Source organism: Oxalicibacterium sp. (genome assembly GCF_057353965.1).
Genome location: NZ_JBMQZD010000001.1, coordinates 32337 through 50524, shown reverse-complemented (window position 1 = coordinate 50524; position 18188 = coordinate 32337). Strand labels below are relative to the sequence as shown.

The window sequence follows — 18188 nt, the reverse complement described above, 5'->3', positions numbered from 1 at the left end:
CATCTGATCGCATTAAAGTCAAAGCGCTGGAATCGTCACCCTGAAAATCGCTCCGCCATAAGGGCTGTTGGAAGCCTCGATCGTACCGTGATGCATTTCGACGATCGTTTTCACGATGGCCAGGCCCATTCCCATTCCATCCGCTTTTGTCGTGAAGAAGGAATCGAATATCTTCGGAAGGGCATCGGTGGCGATGCCTGCGCCGAAGTCGGAGACGGTCAGGATGACCTGTCCTATTTCGTCGGTTTCTGTTCGAATGCGCAGAATGCGCTGATCCGGTGGAAGCTCCTCCATGGCATCGATGCCGTTGGAAGCAAGGTTGATCAGCACCTGCTGCAAATGCGTGGTATCGCCGGAAACAAAGGGTAAATTTTCCTGCAGATGAATCTGCAATGTGACGTGATGGCGGATCGCAAGATTGCCGAGCAGGCTTCTGCAGCTTTCCACGACGTCGTTGATGGATAACGGCTTTGATTCCAGTGATTTTTTCGAGAGTAGCGTTCTTAACTTCTGGATGATCCGGCTGACACGCAGATCGTCTTCCCGGATATCGGCGAGGATGGCCTTGAGCTCATTGTTCTCATGCGAACCGCGATTGAGCATCAATGCCGCGGCATCGGCATTCGCCAGGATGGCGCCGAGCGGCTGGTTGATTTCATGAACGATGGATGCCGTGAGTTCGCCAACGCTTCCCAGTCGCGCCACGTGGGCCAGCGTTGCTTGGTGGCGCTGTGCTTCTTCATCGGCAAGAAGGCGGCGACGCCGTTGCATGTGCAGTAGCAGAAGCAACGTCAGGACAATGCAAATCATGCCGAAGGATATCGTTATCAACTTGCCGTTTTTCTCCCAGAATGCCGGCACATAAAACAACCGATTGCAATCGCTGCTCAATGCGCGGAAGTTCATGTCCCAGCGCTTCAGCTGGCGTTCATCCACTGTGCAGACGAATTGTCTGGTCACCCGCGTGATATTCGGCATATCGGGCGTGTTCATCAGGTTGAGTGCCAGCTCGGCAACCTGTTGGCCATGCATATTGAGGTCGATCGTTCTGCCGCCGACCGCGCCGTTGCCGATGAAGCTGTTACGCATGCCATAAAGCGGAAAATCTGCCTCGCTCGACAGTAACTGCACGATATTGCCGGGTGACTGTGGTCGACCTTCGTATTCCTTGTCGATCGATGTGACGAGCAGGGCGCTCTGATCCGGGATGTGGCGCAAACGCTCAAGCAAGTCGGCCATCGGTTGTGTCGCCAATGTTTCGGCCGTCAATCCGAATTTTGCGGCGGTGGCGGACAGTTCCTCATGCAGGGCCTGCCGTTCAGTATGATTGGAGATGTCGAGAATCTGGACGACATGTTTCACGGCCGGCTGCAGGCGCTTCACCATCTCCAGGTTGCCGGCATAGTCATGGCCGAAGAATACGCCGCTATGGCTGGCAGGGCGGTGATGAAAAAGAGCGGAAGCATCGGAAATAGCAAAGAACATTGCCGGCTTGCTGGGCCACAGCCGGTTGCCATGCCGCTCGAAAAAATCCAGTGCGTGATCGCCGCGTGCAAGAATCAGATCGATATGCCTGTTGCGGTATTTCTTTTCGAGCAAGGCCAGCATGTCCGATTCCCATTCGCTTGGCGGCTCGGAGTGTGGAACGATCTGCTCGGAAAGCACTATTGTCGATGGAGCGGCGCGTTCGAACGCGTGGAGTATCGCCTGATCGACGGCTTGAGCGGAAGGCGATAGTGCTTCCGGCGGATTGAGCAGCAGGATCGTCCTGGCGTTGGTATCGTGTGCATGGGAAAAAAACGGCAGCACGGCCATGCAGGATAGAACGGCGATGCCAAAGCGGCGGGCAAGCCAATCGCAATGCCGCGCGAAGATACGCGGCCGGATATGAAACGCCATGGCGGCCTAGAAGTATTGCGCGGACGCAGCGATTGGCGGTCCCCCGACCGGCGACGTCGGAATATCAAGATGCAGATGCTCCATCGCGCTTACGAGTTCAGCCAATGTACGTACCTCCATTTTTTCCATCGCCCGGGCGCGATGCGCCTTGACTGTGCGTTCGGCAACGTCGAGCGCCGCGCTGATCTGCTTGTTGAGCGCGCCTTTGACGACCATATGTAATACCTGTTTTTCGCGCAGACTCAGTGTGTCGTACCGCTCCTTCAGCTTTGCGGTTCGCTGTGCTGCGCCTCTCAGATAGGCATCCTGTTCCAGTGTCTTGTCCAGGATGGCCAATAGCGCTTCGCCGTTCAATGGCTTGAGGAGAAAATCGACAGCGCCGGACTTCATCGCGCGCACGGAATCCTGCACGGTTGCCTCGCCAGTGATGAAGATGATGGGCAGCGGGTGCGCATTCGTCTTCAGCATGTCCTGCAGATCGAGTCCGCTTGGACCGGGCATGTGAATGTCGAGGATCAGGCAGCCGGCTTCGGCACCGATGCCAGCCAGCAGCATGTCGCCGACCGACGCGTAATCCTGTACACGGTATCCGGCGGCTTGCAGCAGTCTCTGGATGGCACGCCTGAAGGAAAGATCGTCGTCGACGACACGGATGAGGGGTTGTTCGCTGTAATCCCTTAAAGCAGTACCGTTCATGGACACCTCCATGTCACTGCAACATTTTGCAATTGCTTCGCGCCAAGCGAGAACAACTGCTCCTGGGGAAAGTACGAAACCTGCGGTCCGACTGCCGTTTGTTCGCGAAAACCCGAGGATAAAGGCGAACAGGCATGATGCACCGTAAAACGCAGAATCGACATGGACCCGAAGGGCATCCGATCCTGCCCTCGAGGGCAGTGCCTCAAGGTGGTGCAATAGTAAAATTTCTATAAACTGCATGCAACACTTTTTTGTCTTCTTGGAAAAGTTGGGCTATTGCAATTTACAGTTGTGTGTCGATAGGCAGCAGCCGCAATAGAAATTGCATCAAGCGATCACCCGGGCCAAGGCCTGGTTCGCTTTCGCTGCGGATTTCCCGGCCATTTTCCTGCGTGATCCATATCAGGCCGTCCGGTGTGTCGGCCGGCAATACATGCCATGCATGTGTCGGCAAATCCTGTTCGAGGCGCGCGCGCATATGCCGGTACAGCGGCTCGCTTTCCACGACGATGCCCATTTCGGTATTCAATCGCGCCGAGCGCGGATCCAGATTCAGGGAACCGATGAACAATTGCTTGCCGTCGACCAGATAGACCTTTGCGTGCAGACTGGCCTTGCTGGAACCGACGCCCGCTTTTTTCTCCGATTTGTCCTTGCTTCTCTTTTCCTGCGGCGCATCCAGCGAACGCGGCTTCAATTCGTACAACTGCACACCAGCCTGCACCAGTGCCTGGCGATGGCTTGCATAGCCGGCATGGACGACGCGCACATCGGTGGCAGCGAAGGAATTGGTCAATACGCGCACATCCACGCCACGTCGGGCGGCGCCGCTCAGCCATTGGGTGCCGATTTCGCCGGGAACGAAGTAGGGCGAGACCAGCAGCAACTCGTGTTGCGCCTGCGACAGCAGCGCGAACAGTTGAGTCGCCGCCTGGCCGTTGTCTGTCATCGGTCTGGTGATCTTGTCCGGCGCATCGACGATCACGCGTGCTCGTGCCCAGTAGCCGGTACCAGACGGCAGAGCAGCATTATCGTCGGCCGGTAGTTGTGCCAGTCGTTGCCGCAAGGTCTGCAGCGTGACGGGCTCAGGCGGCGTATCGGGGTAGGTGGATGATGTACCCGGCGTTTCGATGCGTGTGGATTTCCGCAGTGTTTCTATGTCATAGGAGAAGGCGCTGTTCCAGTAAGAATCGAATGCCTGCTCCACTTCATGTACGACGCTGCCGTAGGCCAGCAGATCGAGATCGCTGAAATTGACTGGGCGCTCGATGTTGAAATATTCATCGCCGATGTTGCGTCCGCCGACGATGGTCAGATAGCTGTCGGCCGTCATCGATTTGTTGTGCATGCGGCGGCTGACGCGATCGAAGTCGCCGATGAAGTCGGGCCAGTGCGGTTGCCGGCTGGCGAATGGATTGAAGATGCGCACATCGATGCTGTCGTGCGTGGCGAAGGCAGCCAGCAGCGCATCGCTGCCTTCCAGATGGATGTCGTCCAGCAGCAACCGCACGCGCACGCCGCGATCGGCCGCCTCCAGCAATGCGCGTACCAGCCGCAGGCCGCTGTCGTCGGGCTGGAAGATGTAGTACTGCAGATCAAGGCTGCGCTGCGCATGGCGTGCCATCGCCAGCCGCGCCTGCAGCGCATCGTCGCCGTCGGCCAGCGGTTGCACGTGCGATAGCCCCGGATGCGCTTCCAGCTCCCGTGCAATTGGGGTGGGGATGGCAGGTGCAAGCGCCGTAGAATACGGTCGTTCCGGTTGCGGCGGCAGGCTGCCGCAGGCGGCCAAAGCCAGCGGCAATGCCAGCAGGGCAATTCGCAGCATCGAGCGCAACGACGTCATTGATCTCCGCATTGATCTTCGATGAGAAAAGGGCGGAATGATGTGCGATCCGCCGTCATCCAGTTACTTTGCTTTTTTCTCCGTGCCAGGCGGGAAATCGGCGAACATGCCGTCCAGCGACTGTTGCAGCAATGCATTGCCCTTGTCCGGATTGCTCGGCATAACGGCACGCGCAGTGCCGCGCCAGATCGCGCGCTTGCTGGCGGCGTCGAACAGATCGACTATCAGCGTGCCGGTTTCGTAGGTGTCCACGTAGGTGGTTGCGCTACCGAACGCCGGGCCTCGCCAGCCCCAGCCGGCGTAGGGGCCGCCGTCGTACATTGTCGTCAACGTCTGTTGCTGCTGCGTCGTGACGTGTGCGACGACGATGGCCTCACCGCTCGTCACGCGCAGCCAGCCTTTGGCCTGCAACTGCGCGTCGATGCCATCCATCAGCCGTTGCCGCATCAGCGGTGCTGCCACATCGGGTGGCGTGATCCAGCTGTAGGTGCGGTAGCGCGAGAAATCGACATTGCGGTCGACGTCGACATTGATCGTCGGCTTGGAGGCGCAACCGGCAAGCAGCAATGCAATGCAGAAAGTCGCAAGAACGTACATTGCGCGTGGTGCCGGAACGGATGTCGGGATGAGTGGCATGTCGATCTCCTATGGCGAATCAATGGGCTTGTTCCATGCTTTGCCGCACCGCCGCCGCCAGCGAATGGCCGGTGAACGGTTTGGGCAGATAGAGCGCGCCGGCTTCCTGCACACGCAAGCGGATACGGATGTCGTCATGCGCGGTGATCAGAATGGCCGGCGTATTGATGTGGCGATGGCGGATGTCGTCCAGCAGATCGAAGCCGGACATGCCGGGCAGATACAGATCCAGCACCATGCAGTCGAGATGTGCCGGCGCATCGCGCAGAAAATCCTCCGCCGTCGCAAAGCCGCTGGTTTGCCAGTTGCAGGCGCCCAGCATGCGCAGGATTGCACTGCGCAAGCCGTTGTGGTCTTCCACGACGCCGATGTGCCATCGCTGGTCGGCTTGCGTTTCGGTCATGGTTTGCGCTCCCGTGCCGTTCGTTGCGGATTCGAATACTTGTGCTGCGATATCCGTATCGTGGACGCCGATGCATCGCGGCGCCAGTGGACTGTGGGGCAGAAGCATTTGCCCTGCAGGGCTATTGTTGCCGCATTGCTCTGCCGCCGGCGTTGAGCAGATAACGGTCTGCCCCGATGGGCAAGGGAGTGGATCACCATCGGACAGGATGCGCGGTAGATGGTTTTTCTCCATGCTATCGCGAGCGTCTTCCCGACCCTTACGATGGAGCCTCGGATGCCGAGCAATGTTCATGCAGCCGGTCTTGTGTTCGGAGTGTGCATGTTGCTGCTGATGCTGCCGTTCGCCTGCCGCGCGCAGTCCGAGGCGATGGATACGACGCAGGACATGGCAATCGATGCCGGTACCGCCGGTCGGTCGCTCGTCAAGAAAAAGGAAGACGACAGCAAGACCAGCTTCATCGCGCTGCCGATTCCGCAATCGAATCCGGCGATTGGTTCCGGCCTCACGGTGGTCGGTCTGGCACTGTACAACCCGAACCACAGCGAGCAATCGTGGGTCACGGGCGTCGGCCTGATGAAGGCCGGCAGCAGCCATGCCAGCGGCATCGCGCAGCAGGCCAGTTTCATGCAAAATCGGCTGCGCGTGCTGGCGGCGATCGCGCGCGCCGATCTCGACCTGAAGTTCTACGGTATCGGCACTGCGGCCGGCGATCGCGGCACGTCGATCCCACTGGAACAGTCCGGCAGCGGCGGCCTGCTGCAGGCGCTCTATAAAGTGCACGATCACTGGTTCGTCGGCGTGCGCTATCAGAACATGCTGCTCAAGAGTTCGATGGATCTGTCGCAATTGCCGGTGCTGGGCGCGATCGTGCCGGAAGCCGATCTGCACCGTCGCACGGTCTCGCTGGGGCCGGCGCTCGAATACGATTCGCGCGACGATTCCTTCTATCCGACCGATGGCGTGTCGGCCAAGGTCAACCTCAATTTCTTCAGCCCCGATTTCGGCAGCGATGTCAGTTTCCGCCAGTTGACGGCGTCTTGGAACCGTTACTGGAAGGTGGGCCGCGAGACGGTGCTGGCCGGGCGCGTAGCCGGTTGCGTGGTATCCGGCCGTGTCCCGTTTTCCGACCTGTGCATGTACGGCCGCAATAACGACCTGCGCGGCTACACGACAGGCCAGTATCGCGACCACGCGATGATCGCCGCACAGGCCGAGTTGCGCTGGCGTTTCACCGAACGCTGGGGCGTCGTCGCCTTTGGAGGCATGGGCATGATCGGGCCGACCTTCGCCGAATTGCCGGAACAAAAGATTCTTCCGTCGATCGGCGCCGGGCTGCGCTGGCAGGCCAGCAAGGACTACAAGGTCGATATCAGTATCGACGTCGCGGTGACGAAGGACGACCGTGCCGTCTATTTATATGTGGGTGAAGCGTTTTGAAGCGGCGAATTGCCTCAAAGGGCATCGCGCCTCGCACCATTGTCCAATGGGCAGCCCGCCCATCGCAGTCCATGATCCAGCCACGTCCCGTGTTTGGCAGGGTATTCCGTGCATTCCGACCGCTAGGAGAAACGCCATGATGAAGCAGACCGCAGGATTCGCATTGTTCGCATCGATGTTCGCCTCGATTCTCTGGATGAATGCCGCCACCGCGCAGAACGCGGCGACATCCCAGCCACCGGCAGAGGGCGCGCTCGTCGTCGAACGGCAGCCGGGAGAAGTCGGCGCAGCCTCCGCCGTCGTTGTACGCGGCGCGATCACCGCCGTCGACAAGGAGCATCGCGAATTCACGGTGCGCCGGCCGAAGGGAGATGAAGTCGTGGTGACGGCTGGAGAAGAGGTGCGCAATTTCGATCAGATCAAGGTCGGTGACCAGGTCGTGTTTCGCCAGACTGAGGCCGTCGTGCTGGAATTGAAGAAGACCGAAGGCAAGGGCGGCATTCGCGAACGCTCGGTGCGTGAAGCGGCCGACGTCGCGCAACCCGGCGACAAGCCCGGCATCGCTGCCGCGCGGCGGACGCGCATCGTGGCCGATGTGACGGCAGTGGACCGGAAGGCCGGCACCGTCACGCTGCGCGGTGTACATGCGAGCCGCACATTGCGTGCACGCGACCCGGCAGTGCTGAAGAACGTGAAGAAGGGTGATCAGGTGGAGGCCACCGTGCTCGAAGGGCAGGCATTGTCGATCGAAGCGGCTGGTACGCGTTGAATCACATTCACATTGATGCACGCGATGTGCCCGGCTCATCCCATGCAAGTCAGCGCAATGTCATTCTCCGCCAAGGAGCGATTACCGTCGCTGTCCCGGTATACAAAGACCGTGAAGACCGGGCGGTGCGGCATCGCACATGAAGGCAGCGTCGCAGAACGGGGCGCTGCGTCGTGAGCATACGGCTGTCGGGCATGGGAGCTGCGATGGCACTACCGCAGATGTATGTGCGATCTCACCGTCACATAACTATCGGCATGAAGATATTCAATCGGCAAAATGCGGCAGGCGGCGAGCGACAGATGCCGCGCGTCGAAACGCCCGACGTCTTTGTCGGCGGGCCACCGCTGTTGATGCAACGGCGGCTTGGCCTGATCTCGCCAGGGCGGCAGAACACTGCCTGTCGCATGGCGCTGGCGGCGCTGCTGGCATGGGTACCGTTGGTGCTGTTCAGCCTGCTGCACGACTGGTCCGGCGCTAATGCCTTCCTGTTCGATTTCAATTCGCATGCGCGTTATCTGATCGCGGTACCGCTGCTGATCGCTGCCGAAAGTGTCGGCCTGCCGCGTCTCGGCATGCTGGCTGAAAATTTCCGCAAGGCCGGCCTGGTGGCGCCGGCCGACCATGCGCTGTTCAACGACGCGATCGATTCGACGCGACGCCTGCTGAATTCGGCAGGCATCGAAACGGCGATTGTCGTCGTGTCCTACTTGCTGATGCTACTGGCCTATCTGAACGTGCCGCACGCGATGTACCCGGAATGGGCGCGCAGCGTCCGGCACGCGCATACGCTGACGCCGGCCGGCTGGTGGGCGGTGCTGGTCAGCCTGCCGCTGTTGATCATGCTGCTGCTGGGATGGGTCTGGCGCCTGTGCTTGTGGACGCGTTTTCTGTGGCGCATGTCCAATCTGAACCTGCGACTGGTGACCGTGCATCCGGATGGCGCGGCCGGCATCGGCTTCGTCGGCTATTCGTCGCAAGCCTTCATGTTATTGGCCTGCGCGCTCGGCACGCTGGCGGCCGGTCGCATCGCCAACGATGTCGTCGCCGGCAATTCTTTCCATGCGCATCTGGGCTTCGTCGCGATCTTCGTCGTCTGCATCGTGCTGGCGCTGAATGCGCCGCTGCTGGTATTCATGCGCCATCTACTGCACGCGTGGCGACGCGGTACGCTGGAATACGGCGCGCTGGCCGAACACTTCGGCCGGGAGTTCGAGCGCAAATGGATCAATCGTGCGCAGCCGCTGGACAGCAAGGTTCTGGAGATGCCGGATTTCTCGGCGGCGACCGATCTGTACCAGGTCGTCGATCGCACCTACGACATGTGGATGATTCCGGTGCATCTGAAGAGCACGATTCTGCTGGCGGTCTCCGCATTGCTGCCGTTCATTCCGGTGGCGTTGATGTCGGTGCCGTTCGACGTCTTGATCGACAAGCTGGCGGGCCTGGTCTTCTGAGCGCAGCCATCTTCACGGAAGGAAGAGCATGGAAAAGGACATCGATGCCAGAAAAATGACGCCAGACGAGATTTCCGTCGAACTGTCGTCGCGCCGTACCGGCATGTCGTTCCAGCGCACGCGCATGAGTGCGGATCGCACGCTGATGTCGGTGATCCGTACGTCGCTGTCGCTGATCAGCTTCGGATTCACGATTGCGCAGGTGTTCGAAAAACTGAAGGCGCAGGAAGTGCTGACTGGTGCAGGTGCCGCCAGGCACTTCGGCATCACGTTGATCGCGCTGGGCATCGTGATGCTCCTTTTTGGCATCTATTTCCACGGCAGTTTCATGCGGGGCCTGCGTCATCTGCGCGACGACATGAGGGGCGAAGGATTGATACATGGCGAAAGCAATTTCCCGATTTCGATGACATGGATCACGGCGATCCTGCTGCTGTTCATCGGCATATCGGCGATCTACAGCCTGGTGTACCGCGTTGGTCCCTTCGGTTAGCACGTAAGCACGGCAGCACAAGGACTTTAGCTGTAATACCCCGTTCGCAAAGGAGAAACAGATATGGCCAAGAACACGAAATCCGGAAAGCAGCCGAACATCCTCGTCATCTGGGGTGACGACATCGGCATCTCCAACCTCAGCTGCTATTCGCATGGACTGATGGGATACCAGACACCCAACATCGACCGCATTGCGAAGGAAGGCATGATGTTCACCGATTCGTACGGCGAACAGAGCTGCACCGCCGGCCGCTCTTCCTTCATCACCGGCCAGAGCGTCTATCGCACCGGCCTGTCCAAGGTCGGCATTCCGGCCGCACCGATCGGCATGTCGGAAAAGCTCGTGACGATTGCTGCCTTGCTGAAGGAGCAGGGGTATGCGACCGGCCAGTTCGGCAAGAACCATCTGGGCGACTTGAACCACATGCTGCCGACCAATCACGGTTTCGACGAATTTTTCGGCAACCTGTATCACCTGAATGCAGAGGAAGAGCCGGAGATGGCCGATTACCCGAAGGATCCGAAATTCCGCGAGCATTTCGGCCCTCGTGGCGTCCTGCATACATGGGCCACGGATAAGGACGATGCAACCGAGATGCCGCGCTGGGGCCGCGTCGGCAAGCAGAAGATCGAGGATACCGGGCCGCTGACGAAGAAGCGCATGGAAACCTGCGACGATGAATTCGTCGCCGCAGCCAAGGATTTCATCAAGCGCCAGGAGAAGGAAGGCAAGCCGTGGTTTGTGTGGCTGAACACCACGCACATGCATTTATTTACACACACGAAGAAGGAAAGTCTCGGCCAGGCTGGACGTTGGCAATCGCCGTATCACGACACCATGATCGACCATGACAAGAACGTGGGCGAGATGCTCGATCTGCTGGACGAGCTTGGCATTGCGGAGGATACCTTCGTCCAGTATTCCACCGACAACGGTCCGCACCGCAATACCTGGCCGGACGGCGGCATGACGCCGTTCCGCAGCGAGAAAAATACGAACTGGGAAGGGGCATTCCGTATCCCGATGCTGGTACGTTGGCCGGGAAAAATCGCCGCCGGTTCCATCTCCAATGAAATCGTCCAGCACCATGACTGGATGCCGACCTTTCTTGCGATGGCCGGTGATCCGGACATCGTCGACAAGGTGAAGAAGGGTTACAAGGCGATCGGCCGCACGTACAAGAATCATATCGATGGCGTCAACCTGCTGCCTTATCTGACAGGAAAGGAAAAGGAAGGGCCGAGAAAATTTTTCTTCTACCTGAGCGACGACGGCGACGTGCTCGGCATGCGCTTCGACAACTGGAAGATCGTGTTCATGGAGCAGCGTTGCCCGGGCACGCTGCAGGTTTGGGCAGAGCCGTTTACGCGCTTACGTATGCCAAAGATATTCAATCTGCGCACCGATCCTTATGAATTCGCCGACATTACCTCAAACAGGTATTACGACTGGTTCCTTTATAACGCCTACTTCATCTATGTTGCGCAGGCTGCTGCGGCGAAGTTCGCAGCCAGCTTCAAGGATTTCCCGCCGATACAGCGGCCGAACACTTTCACCATCGACGACGCAATCTCGAAGATGGGCACGGCAAGCGGGGACTGACATACACGGCAGTTGACCGCCGTCTGTATGTGCCGGCGGCCGGAAGGCCGGTCGCCGGAGCCGACGGATCACATGGGAGGCTGGATCATGATCGAGAAAGAACATGTGAAGCAGGCCGCAGACCGGAAGGATCGGAATGATGCTGCATCCGCGAAACACCGGGATGAAGGCATGTCGTTCGTTTGCAGCATCACGCCTTGCGGGCTGACGCGCCAGGCGTTCCTGACGACAGCGGCTCATGACAGATCCGAGGCGGAGCAGGAAGCCCGGCAGAGAAGTGCAGGAGCTGCATCATGCACGCCGCAGTAATACGGCTAGGCATGGCTGGCATGTTGTGTGCCGTCTGGCTATGCGCGACCGATGCGGCATTGGCCGAAGACTGCCAACCGCCGGCGGACGATACGCCAGTTATCGCGCGAGCGGTGCTGACCGTGCCGTTGCTGCCGGACGGACGATTGCCGTCGCTGGAACAACGGATGCGCCCGTTTCCTGCGCATCACGGCATGCCGCGCCAGCAGAAACGCAAGCCGGCTGGTGCTGAACGACGCAACGACATCGGCCGCTGCACGGATCGCGACAAGAAGACCGGCAATTGCATCGCGCTGATGTCAAGCGCCGCAGTTCTGAGAAACGGGTGATGCGGCGCTCCGCAGCGAATGGACGTTGCCGCTTCTGACACGATGATGTGAGGAGAAAAGGATGGGAACGCCGATCACGGAACAGGCTGCGCCTTCGCCACACACATCGTCATGGAAACATCTGCTGCCGATCACGGACTGGTTGCCGCACTATCGCCGGGACTGGCTGCGCGCCGATCTGCTGGCGGGCGTCACGGTGGCGGCATTCTGCATTCCCGAAAGCATGGCCTATGCAGGGCTGGCCGGGTTGCCGCCGCAGGCCGGCCTGTATGCGAGCCTGCTGGCCGTATTCGCTTATGCGCTGTTCGGCACGTCGCGACAGGCGGCGATTGGGCCGACATCGGCGCTGGCGATCCTGGTGGCGACCGGATTGGCAAGCCTGTCGATCGACGATCCGGCACGCTACGGCGAGATGGCCGCATTGCTGGCGATCATGGTCGGCGTGATTGCGATCATCGCACGCGTGTTGCGGCTGGGCTTTCTGGTCAATTTCATTTCCGAATCGGTGTTGACCGGCTTTTCTGCCGGCGCGGCAATCTACATTGCGACGACGCAGCTGGGCAAGCTGTTCGGCATCGAAGGTGCAAGCGGCGAATTCGTCGATCGCGTCGTCTACATCTTCCAGCATCTGGGTGAGACCAACTCGTGGGCGTTCGGCCTCGGTCTGTTCGGCATTGCATTCCTGCTGGTGACCGAAAAGCTGGCCCCGCGCGTGCCGTGGGCGTTGGTACTGGTGGCGTTGGCGATTCTGCTGATCATGTTCACGATGTTCGGCAAGGTCGGCATTCGCATCACCGGCGAAATTCCGAGCGGCCTGCCGCCGCTGCGCGTACCGACCTTCACGCTGGCGGACGTGCAGGCATTGCTGCCCAGCGCATTCGCCGTGTTCCTGCTGTCGTACGTGGAAGGCATGGGCGTGGTGCGCACGTTTGCCGCCAAACATAAATATCCGGCTGATGCGAATCAGGAGTTGCTCGCCGTCGGCGCCGCCAACGTGTTGTGCGGACTTGGCGCGGCTCAGCCCGTGGGCTGCAGCATGTCGCGTTCTGCCGTCAACGACCAGTCGGGCGCGAAGACGCCGTTGTCCGGCGCGATCTGCGGTGTACTGCTTGCCGTCATCGTGTTGTTCTTCACCGGCGTGTTCACCAATCTGCCGGAGCCGATTCTTGCCGCCGTTGTCGTCGTTGCCGTCAAGGGATTGATCGACATTCCCGCGATGCGCCGCCTGTGGCAGGTCAGTCGCAAGGAATTCTGGATCGCGCTGGCGGCAATGCTGGGCGTGCTGCTGTTTGGCATGCTCGAAGGCGTGATGATCGGCACCGTGCTGTCGCTGCTGATGCTGGTATGGCGTGCCAGCAATCCGGGCACCGTACTGCTGGGACGCATTCCCGGCTCCGATTTGTACAGCGACTTGGCGCGCCATCCGGACAACGAACGCGTGCCGGGCGTGATGGTGTTTCGCGCCAACGCCGGTTTGTTCTACGCAAACGTGGCGAAGGTGAAGGACGATCTGCTCAATGCGCTAGAGCAGCAGGGCGCACCGGTGCGGCTGGTGGTCTTCGATCTGTCGTCGTCGCCCTATGCGGACATGGCGGCGGCCGACATGCTGCGCGATCTGCGCGAAGAACTTGCCGGCCGCGGCATCGTGCTGAAGCTGTCGAACATGACGGGCGATGTACGCGACATCCTGCGCCGTAGCGGGCTGGAACGCGACTTCGGCGACATTGGCCCGGAGCAGGGTGTCGAATCCATCGTGGACGGCTGGCTGAAGGGGGCCGGTGTACCGGTTGCCGTTCCTGCCGCACCGTCGGTGGACAACGCGCGCTGATTTTTCATCGCAGCATTTTCATGCGGAGGCTGTCATGCCGGAACTGCACGAAATCCTGAACCGCTTCTGGAACGATCTGATGTCGCGGCCGAACGGGCCGTACGGCTTCCGCTTCCTATTGCAACCGACGATGGCCGCCATCGCCGCGCTGCTCGATGGCATCAAGGATGCGCGTACCGGGCGTTCGCCATATTTCTGGACGATTCTGCACAACCCGGAAAAGCGCCGCGCGCGGCTGCATGAAGGCTTCAAGGCGACCACGCGCATCATCCTGCTCGGCATCGCGATGGAAGTGCTGTACCAGTACAAGATGTTCCACACTTTCTACATCGGTGAAGCGATCATCATCATCCTGGTGCTGGCCTTCGTTCCCTATTTGCTATTGCGCGGCCCGATCACCCGCCTGGCGAAGCGCTGGATCAAAAGAAAACACGCGGCCGATAGTGTCGGCGCGCAGCAAAAACAGACCCCGTCAGATTGAACGTCCATTCGAGGAGAAGCGCATGCAAGACGTTGTGGAAACGAAGCACGAACAAAAAAACGGGCAAGCGAACGCGGAGGATGCTGCCGCGCCGCACGGCATGGTGTGGATACCGGGCGGCACTTTCATGATGGGCTCCAATGATCATTACGCAGAAGAAGCGCCGGCTCACAAGGTCGCGGTCGCCGGCTTCTGGATGGACGTGCACACGGTCACCAATGCCGACTTTAAGCGCTTTGTCGAAGCGACCGGCTACGTGACGATGGTCGAACGCGCGGTCGATCCGGCCGATTATCCGGGTGCCGCGCCGGAACTGCTGGTGCCGTCGTCCGTGGTGTTTCGCAAGACGTCGCATGCGGTCAGTCTGCACGATCCTTATCAATGGTGGCAATACGTGCCGGGCGCGAACTGGAAGCAGCCGAAAGGACCGGGCAGTTCGCTGCAGGGATTGTGGAAGCATCCGGTCGTGCATGTCGGCTTCGAAGATGCGATGGCCTATGCGGAGTGGGCCGGCAAGACGCTGCCGACCGAAGCCGAATGGGAATTCGCCGCGCGCGGCGGGCTCGACGGCGCCGTCTTCGCATGGGGCGACGAATACACGCCGAAGAACAAGCTCATGGCGAATACCTGGCAAGGGGAGTTTCCGTGGCAAAACCTGCTGCAGGACGGCTATGAAGGCACGTCGCCGGTCGGTGCATTTCCGGCCAACGGCTACGGTCTGTACGACATGATCGGCAACGTCTGGGAGTGGACGACAGACTGGTATCAGGAACACGACAAGATCCGCCATGCCTGCTGCACGCTGGAAAATCCGCGCGGTGCGCAGCGCGACGACAGTATCGATGCGCGCGTGCAAGGCGTGCAGATCCCGCGCAAGGTGATGAAGGGCGGTTCGCATCTTTGTGCGCCCAATTACTGCCGCCGCTATCGACCTGCCGCACGCATGGCGCAACCGATAGACACCGCCACCTGCCATCTCGGTTTCCGCTGCATCGTCCGCAAGCCGGAAGCGGAAAAATCCCCGTGCTGCTGCCACGGCTGATCCATCGGAAGGAGTCCGATATGACCATCGATTTCTCCGCGCGTCGCCGTCTTTTCCTGAGAGGCATGGCGGCTGCACCGCTGATCGTTCATGCGCCCATGATTCTTGCGGCAAACGATCCGCTGCCGTCGTGGCGCAATACGCCGACCAAGCAGGCCATCCTCGATTTCGTCGCCACCGTCACCAATACCGAAGGCAAGGGCTACGTCGAGCCGGACAGCCGCATCGCCGTGTTCGACAACGACGGCACGCTGTGGGCCGAACAGCCGTTCTATTTCCAGTTCTACTTCATGATCGACCAGCTGAAGGCCGCCGCGCCACAGCATCCGGAATGGAAGGACAACCCGGCCTACAAGGCGCTGATGGCACATGACATGCACGCGATCGAGACGATGGGCGTCAAGCCGCTGCTTGAATTGCTGGCCGTCTCCAACACTGGCATGACGACCGAGCAGTACAGCAAGACGATAGACGACTGGCTGTTTGCCTCGCGCCATCCGCGTTTCAATCGCCGCTACACGGATCTCGTCTATCAGCCGATGCGCGAATTGCTCGCTTTCCTACAGGCGAACTGGTTCAAGAACTTCATCGTCTCCGGCGGCGGCGCCGAATTCATGCGCGTATGGGCCAAGAAAGCCTACGACGTGCCGCAGGAAAGGGTGATCGGTTCGCTGGCTGAAGTCGAATTCGCGATGCAGGACGGCAAGCCGGTGTTGAAGCGATTGCCGAAAATCGGCTTTGTCAACGATGGCCCCGGCAAGCCAGTCGGCATCTATCGCAACATCGGCCGCCAGCCGATCGCCGCCTTCGGCAATTCGGACGGCGATCTGCAGATGCTGCAGTGGACCTCCGGCGGCCACGGCCCGCGCCTGATGGCGCTGGTGCACCACACCGATGCCAAGCGCGAATGGGCTTACGACCGCAACTCACACGTCGGCCGGCTGGACAAGGCGCTCGACGAGGCGCAGGCAAAAGGCTGGACCGTGATCGATATGCAGCGCGACTGGGCGAAAGTGTTCGCCTTCGAGTGAACTGCACCAAAGGGCATACTCGTTTGCCTGCATGCCCGATATGACGGCCAGCTTTTGTTGGCTAATCTGGCCGAAGTATGTGTTTTGATCCGGTCGCCGGGAGATATCGTCATGAAGGAGCAAAGCGGTCGTTCGTCGATGGCATGGTGGCGCTGCAGCATGGCGATGCGCTGCATGCCGTCCACGGCCGTCTACTTGGCGTCGGGCGCCATGCTGTTCGGTGCGCCAGCCTTTGCACAACAGCCTTCCGCCGACGAGATGAACGCATCGAACAATCCGCTGCATCCGTCGATCGGCATCAACCTGCAGGACCAGTACGTCGGTCGCGCCTACGGGCTAGGTGACAAGGACAGCAACGCTTTCCTGTTGCGCGGCATGATGCCGCACAAGCTCGGTGGCCAACCGCAGTTGCTGCGCGCGACGATGCCGGTGATGACGACGCCCGATATTGATCCGGTCGGCCGCAAGACCGGTGCCGGCGACCTGAACATCATCGATATCTTCATCTTCAAGCATGGCGGCGTGGAAGTCGGCATCGGCCCGCAACTGACGATTCCGACGGCCAGCCGCGACGAAATGGGCACCGGCAAGTGGCAGGCAGGCTTTGCCGGCATGGCGATCGCGCCGCACAAATGGGGCCTGCTCGGCGGCCTCGTCACCTGGCAGCATTCGTTCGCCGGCGACAACGACCGCGATACGCAGAACAACATGACGGCGCAGCCGTTCTTCATCTACAACCTGCCACAAGGATGGTATCTGCGCAGCACGGCCACCTGGACTTACGACATCGAGCGAAGCACCTATGCGATCCCCATCGGCGCCGGTGTCGGCAAGGTCTGGAAGTCGGGTACGACGACTCTCAATCTGTTCGCCGAACCGCAATGGACAATTGCGCACGAAGGTGACGGCATGCCGAAGTTCCAGATGTACTTCGGCCTGAACCTGCAGTTTCCGATGTGACGGAGGCACAGCCATGCTCGATCTGTGGAACGACGGCGCAGCGAAGGAAAGAATCATGGATTTCGTGCGACGCGTGTCGTCGCCCGGCTCGCAGGATTATGTCGAGCCGGCTGTGCGCGTCGCCGTGTTCGATAACGACGGCACGTTGTGGACCGAAAAGCCGTTGCCGGTCGAACTGGCTTTCATCCTGCAGCGCCTGGCGCAGATGGCGGATCATGATGCGTCGCTGCGCGACAAGCAGCCGTGGAAGGCCGCCTTCGAGCGCGATTACAAATGGCTGGGCGATATCGTCACCCAGCACTACAACGGCGACGACAGCAGCGCGAAAGTGCTGATCGGGGGCATCCTGCAGGCTTTCTGCGGCATGACGGTCGAGCAGTATCAGGCCGCTGCTGCACATTTCCTGCAGCAGGCGCGGCATCCGCATCTGGGCCGACGCTTTCGTGACTGCGGCTATGCGCCGATGGTCGAGCTGCTGCGCTATCTGGAAGCGCACGGCTTCACCAACTACATCGCATCCAGCGGCACGCGCGACTTCATGCGTGTGTTTTCCGAAGAAATCTACGGCATTCCCTACGAATGCGTGGTCGGCAGTTCGCATGCACTGCGTTACACCGAGAACGACGAAGGCGGCACGCTGGCCTATCTGGCGGAGATGGACGTGTTCGACGACGGGCCGGTCAAGCCTGTGCGCATCTGGAGCCGCGTCGGCCGCCGCCCGATCCTTGCGTTTGGCAATTCCAATGGCGATATTCCGATGCTGCAGTTCGCCGGAGGCGGCTATCCGACATTGCAACTGCTGCTGTTGCACGACGATTCGGCGCGTGAGCTGGCCTACGTTGCCGGCGCGGAAAAGAGTCTGGAGCTGGCCAGCGCGAAAGATTGGGTAGTGGTCAGCATGAAGCAGGACTGGAAATGCGTGTTCGATGCCGATGCTGGGGAGAAGGCCGGATGAACGAGGCTT

At 60.2% G+C, this 18188-nt stretch carries 18 protein-coding genes; 13 read left to right on the top strand and 5 right to left on the bottom strand.

Going from position 1 to position 18188, the window contains the following annotated elements:
• Nucleotides 1–18: 18 nt before the first annotated feature.
• The 5 genes from ACO1VH_RS00325 to ACO1VH_RS00305 all read right to left on the bottom strand — a co-directional run bounded on the left by ACO1VH_RS00325 (nt 19) and on the right by ACO1VH_RS00305 (nt 5480).
• The gene (locus ACO1VH_RS00325; protein ID WP_486241490.1) at nt 19–1899 is read right to left on the bottom strand and encodes a sensor histidine kinase; all 1881 of its coding nucleotides are present in this window, start codon (nt 1897–1899) and stop codon (nt 19–21) included.
• A gap of 6 nt (nt 1900–1905) precedes the next feature.
• A complete protein-coding gene (locus ACO1VH_RS00320) occupies nt 1906–2595 on the bottom strand; it encodes a response regulator transcription factor (protein WP_486241488.1) in 690 nt (229 codons plus the stop codon).
• Between the two features lie 286 nt (nt 2596–2881).
• A complete protein-coding gene (locus tag ACO1VH_RS00315; RefSeq protein ID WP_486241486.1) occupies nt 2882–4441 on the bottom strand; it encodes a phospholipase D-like domain-containing protein in 1560 nt (519 codons plus the stop codon).
• A gap of 63 nt (nt 4442–4504) precedes the next feature.
• Nucleotides 4505–5077: a DUF4136 domain-containing protein gene (locus tag ACO1VH_RS00310; RefSeq protein ID WP_486241484.1), complete on the bottom strand. Its 573-nt coding sequence runs from the start codon at nt 5075–5077 to the stop codon at nt 4505–4507.
• Nucleotides 5078–5096: 19 nt separating this feature from the next.
• Nucleotides 5097–5480 (bottom strand): response regulator transcription factor, encoded by a 384-nt coding sequence (locus ACO1VH_RS00305; RefSeq protein ID WP_486241482.1) that lies wholly within the window; start codon nt 5478–5480, stop codon nt 5097–5099.
• Nucleotides 5481–5801: 321 nt separating this feature from the next.
• On the opposite strand from ACO1VH_RS00305, the gene ACO1VH_RS00300 reads away from it, so the two are divergent.
• The 13 genes from ACO1VH_RS00300 to ACO1VH_RS00240 all read left to right on the top strand — a co-directional run bounded on the left by ACO1VH_RS00300 (nt 5802) and on the right by ACO1VH_RS00240 (nt 18179).
• Nucleotides 5802–6920, top strand: a complete 1119-nt coding sequence (locus tag ACO1VH_RS00300; protein ID WP_486241480.1) for a BamA/TamA family outer membrane protein — start codon at nt 5802–5804, stop codon at nt 6918–6920.
• Nucleotides 6921–7056: 136 nt separating this feature from the next.
• Nucleotides 7057–7689 carry a hypothetical protein gene (locus ACO1VH_RS00295; RefSeq protein WP_486241478.1) on the top strand — a complete coding sequence of 211 codons (633 nt, stop codon included), beginning with the start codon at nt 7057–7059 and terminating at the stop codon, nt 7687–7689.
• A gap of 302 nt (nt 7690–7991) precedes the next feature.
• Entirely contained in the window at nt 7992–9146 is a 1155-nt protein-coding gene (locus ACO1VH_RS00290; protein ID WP_486241476.1) for a hypothetical protein, read from the top strand.
• A 28-nt stretch (nt 9147–9174) separates the two neighbouring features.
• Nucleotides 9175–9639: a YidH family protein gene (locus ACO1VH_RS00285; RefSeq protein WP_486241474.1), complete on the top strand. Its 465-nt coding sequence runs from the start codon at nt 9175–9177 to the stop codon at nt 9637–9639.
• Nucleotides 9640–9702: 63 nt separating this feature from the next.
• On the top strand, nt 9703–11244 hold the full coding sequence (locus ACO1VH_RS00280) for an arylsulfatase (protein ID WP_486241472.1): 1542 nt from the start codon (nt 9703–9705) through the stop codon (nt 11242–11244).
• An 87-nt stretch (nt 11245–11331) separates the two neighbouring features.
• Nucleotides 11332–11553, top strand: a complete 222-nt coding sequence (locus ACO1VH_RS00275) for a hypothetical protein (RefSeq protein WP_486241470.1) — start codon at nt 11332–11334, stop codon at nt 11551–11553.
• The gene (locus tag ACO1VH_RS00270; protein WP_486241469.1) at nt 11538–11882 is read left to right on the top strand and encodes a hypothetical protein; all 345 of its coding nucleotides are present in this window, start codon (nt 11538–11540) and stop codon (nt 11880–11882) included. Before ACO1VH_RS00275 ends, ACO1VH_RS00270 begins: the two co-directional genes overlap by 16 nt.
• A 61-nt stretch (nt 11883–11943) precedes the next feature.
• Entirely contained in the window at nt 11944–13710 is a 1767-nt protein-coding gene (locus ACO1VH_RS00265) for a SulP family inorganic anion transporter (RefSeq protein ID WP_486241467.1), read from the top strand.
• 34 nt (nt 13711–13744) lie between these two features.
• Nucleotides 13745–14191 (top strand): hypothetical protein, encoded by a 447-nt coding sequence (locus tag ACO1VH_RS00260; RefSeq protein ID WP_486241465.1) that lies wholly within the window; start codon nt 13745–13747, stop codon nt 14189–14191.
• Nucleotides 14192–14213: 22 nt separating this feature from the next.
• Nucleotides 14214–15233: a formylglycine-generating enzyme family protein gene (locus tag ACO1VH_RS00255; RefSeq protein ID WP_486241463.1), complete on the top strand. Its 1020-nt coding sequence runs from the start codon at nt 14214–14216 to the stop codon at nt 15231–15233.
• Nucleotides 15234–15253: 20 nt separating this feature from the next.
• Complete coding sequence (locus tag ACO1VH_RS00250) at nt 15254–16264, top strand: HAD family hydrolase (RefSeq protein ID WP_486241461.1); 1011 nt, start codon at nt 15254–15256, stop codon at nt 16262–16264.
• Between the two features lie 111 nt (nt 16265–16375).
• Nucleotides 16376–17224: a hypothetical protein gene (locus ACO1VH_RS00245; protein WP_486241459.1), complete on the top strand. Its 849-nt coding sequence runs from the start codon at nt 16376–16378 to the stop codon at nt 17222–17224.
• Between the two features lie 13 nt (nt 17225–17237).
• Nucleotides 17238–18179, top strand: a complete 942-nt coding sequence (locus tag ACO1VH_RS00240; RefSeq protein ID WP_486241457.1) for an HAD family hydrolase — start codon at nt 17238–17240, stop codon at nt 18177–18179.
• Nucleotides 18180–18188: the final 9 nt, after the last annotated feature.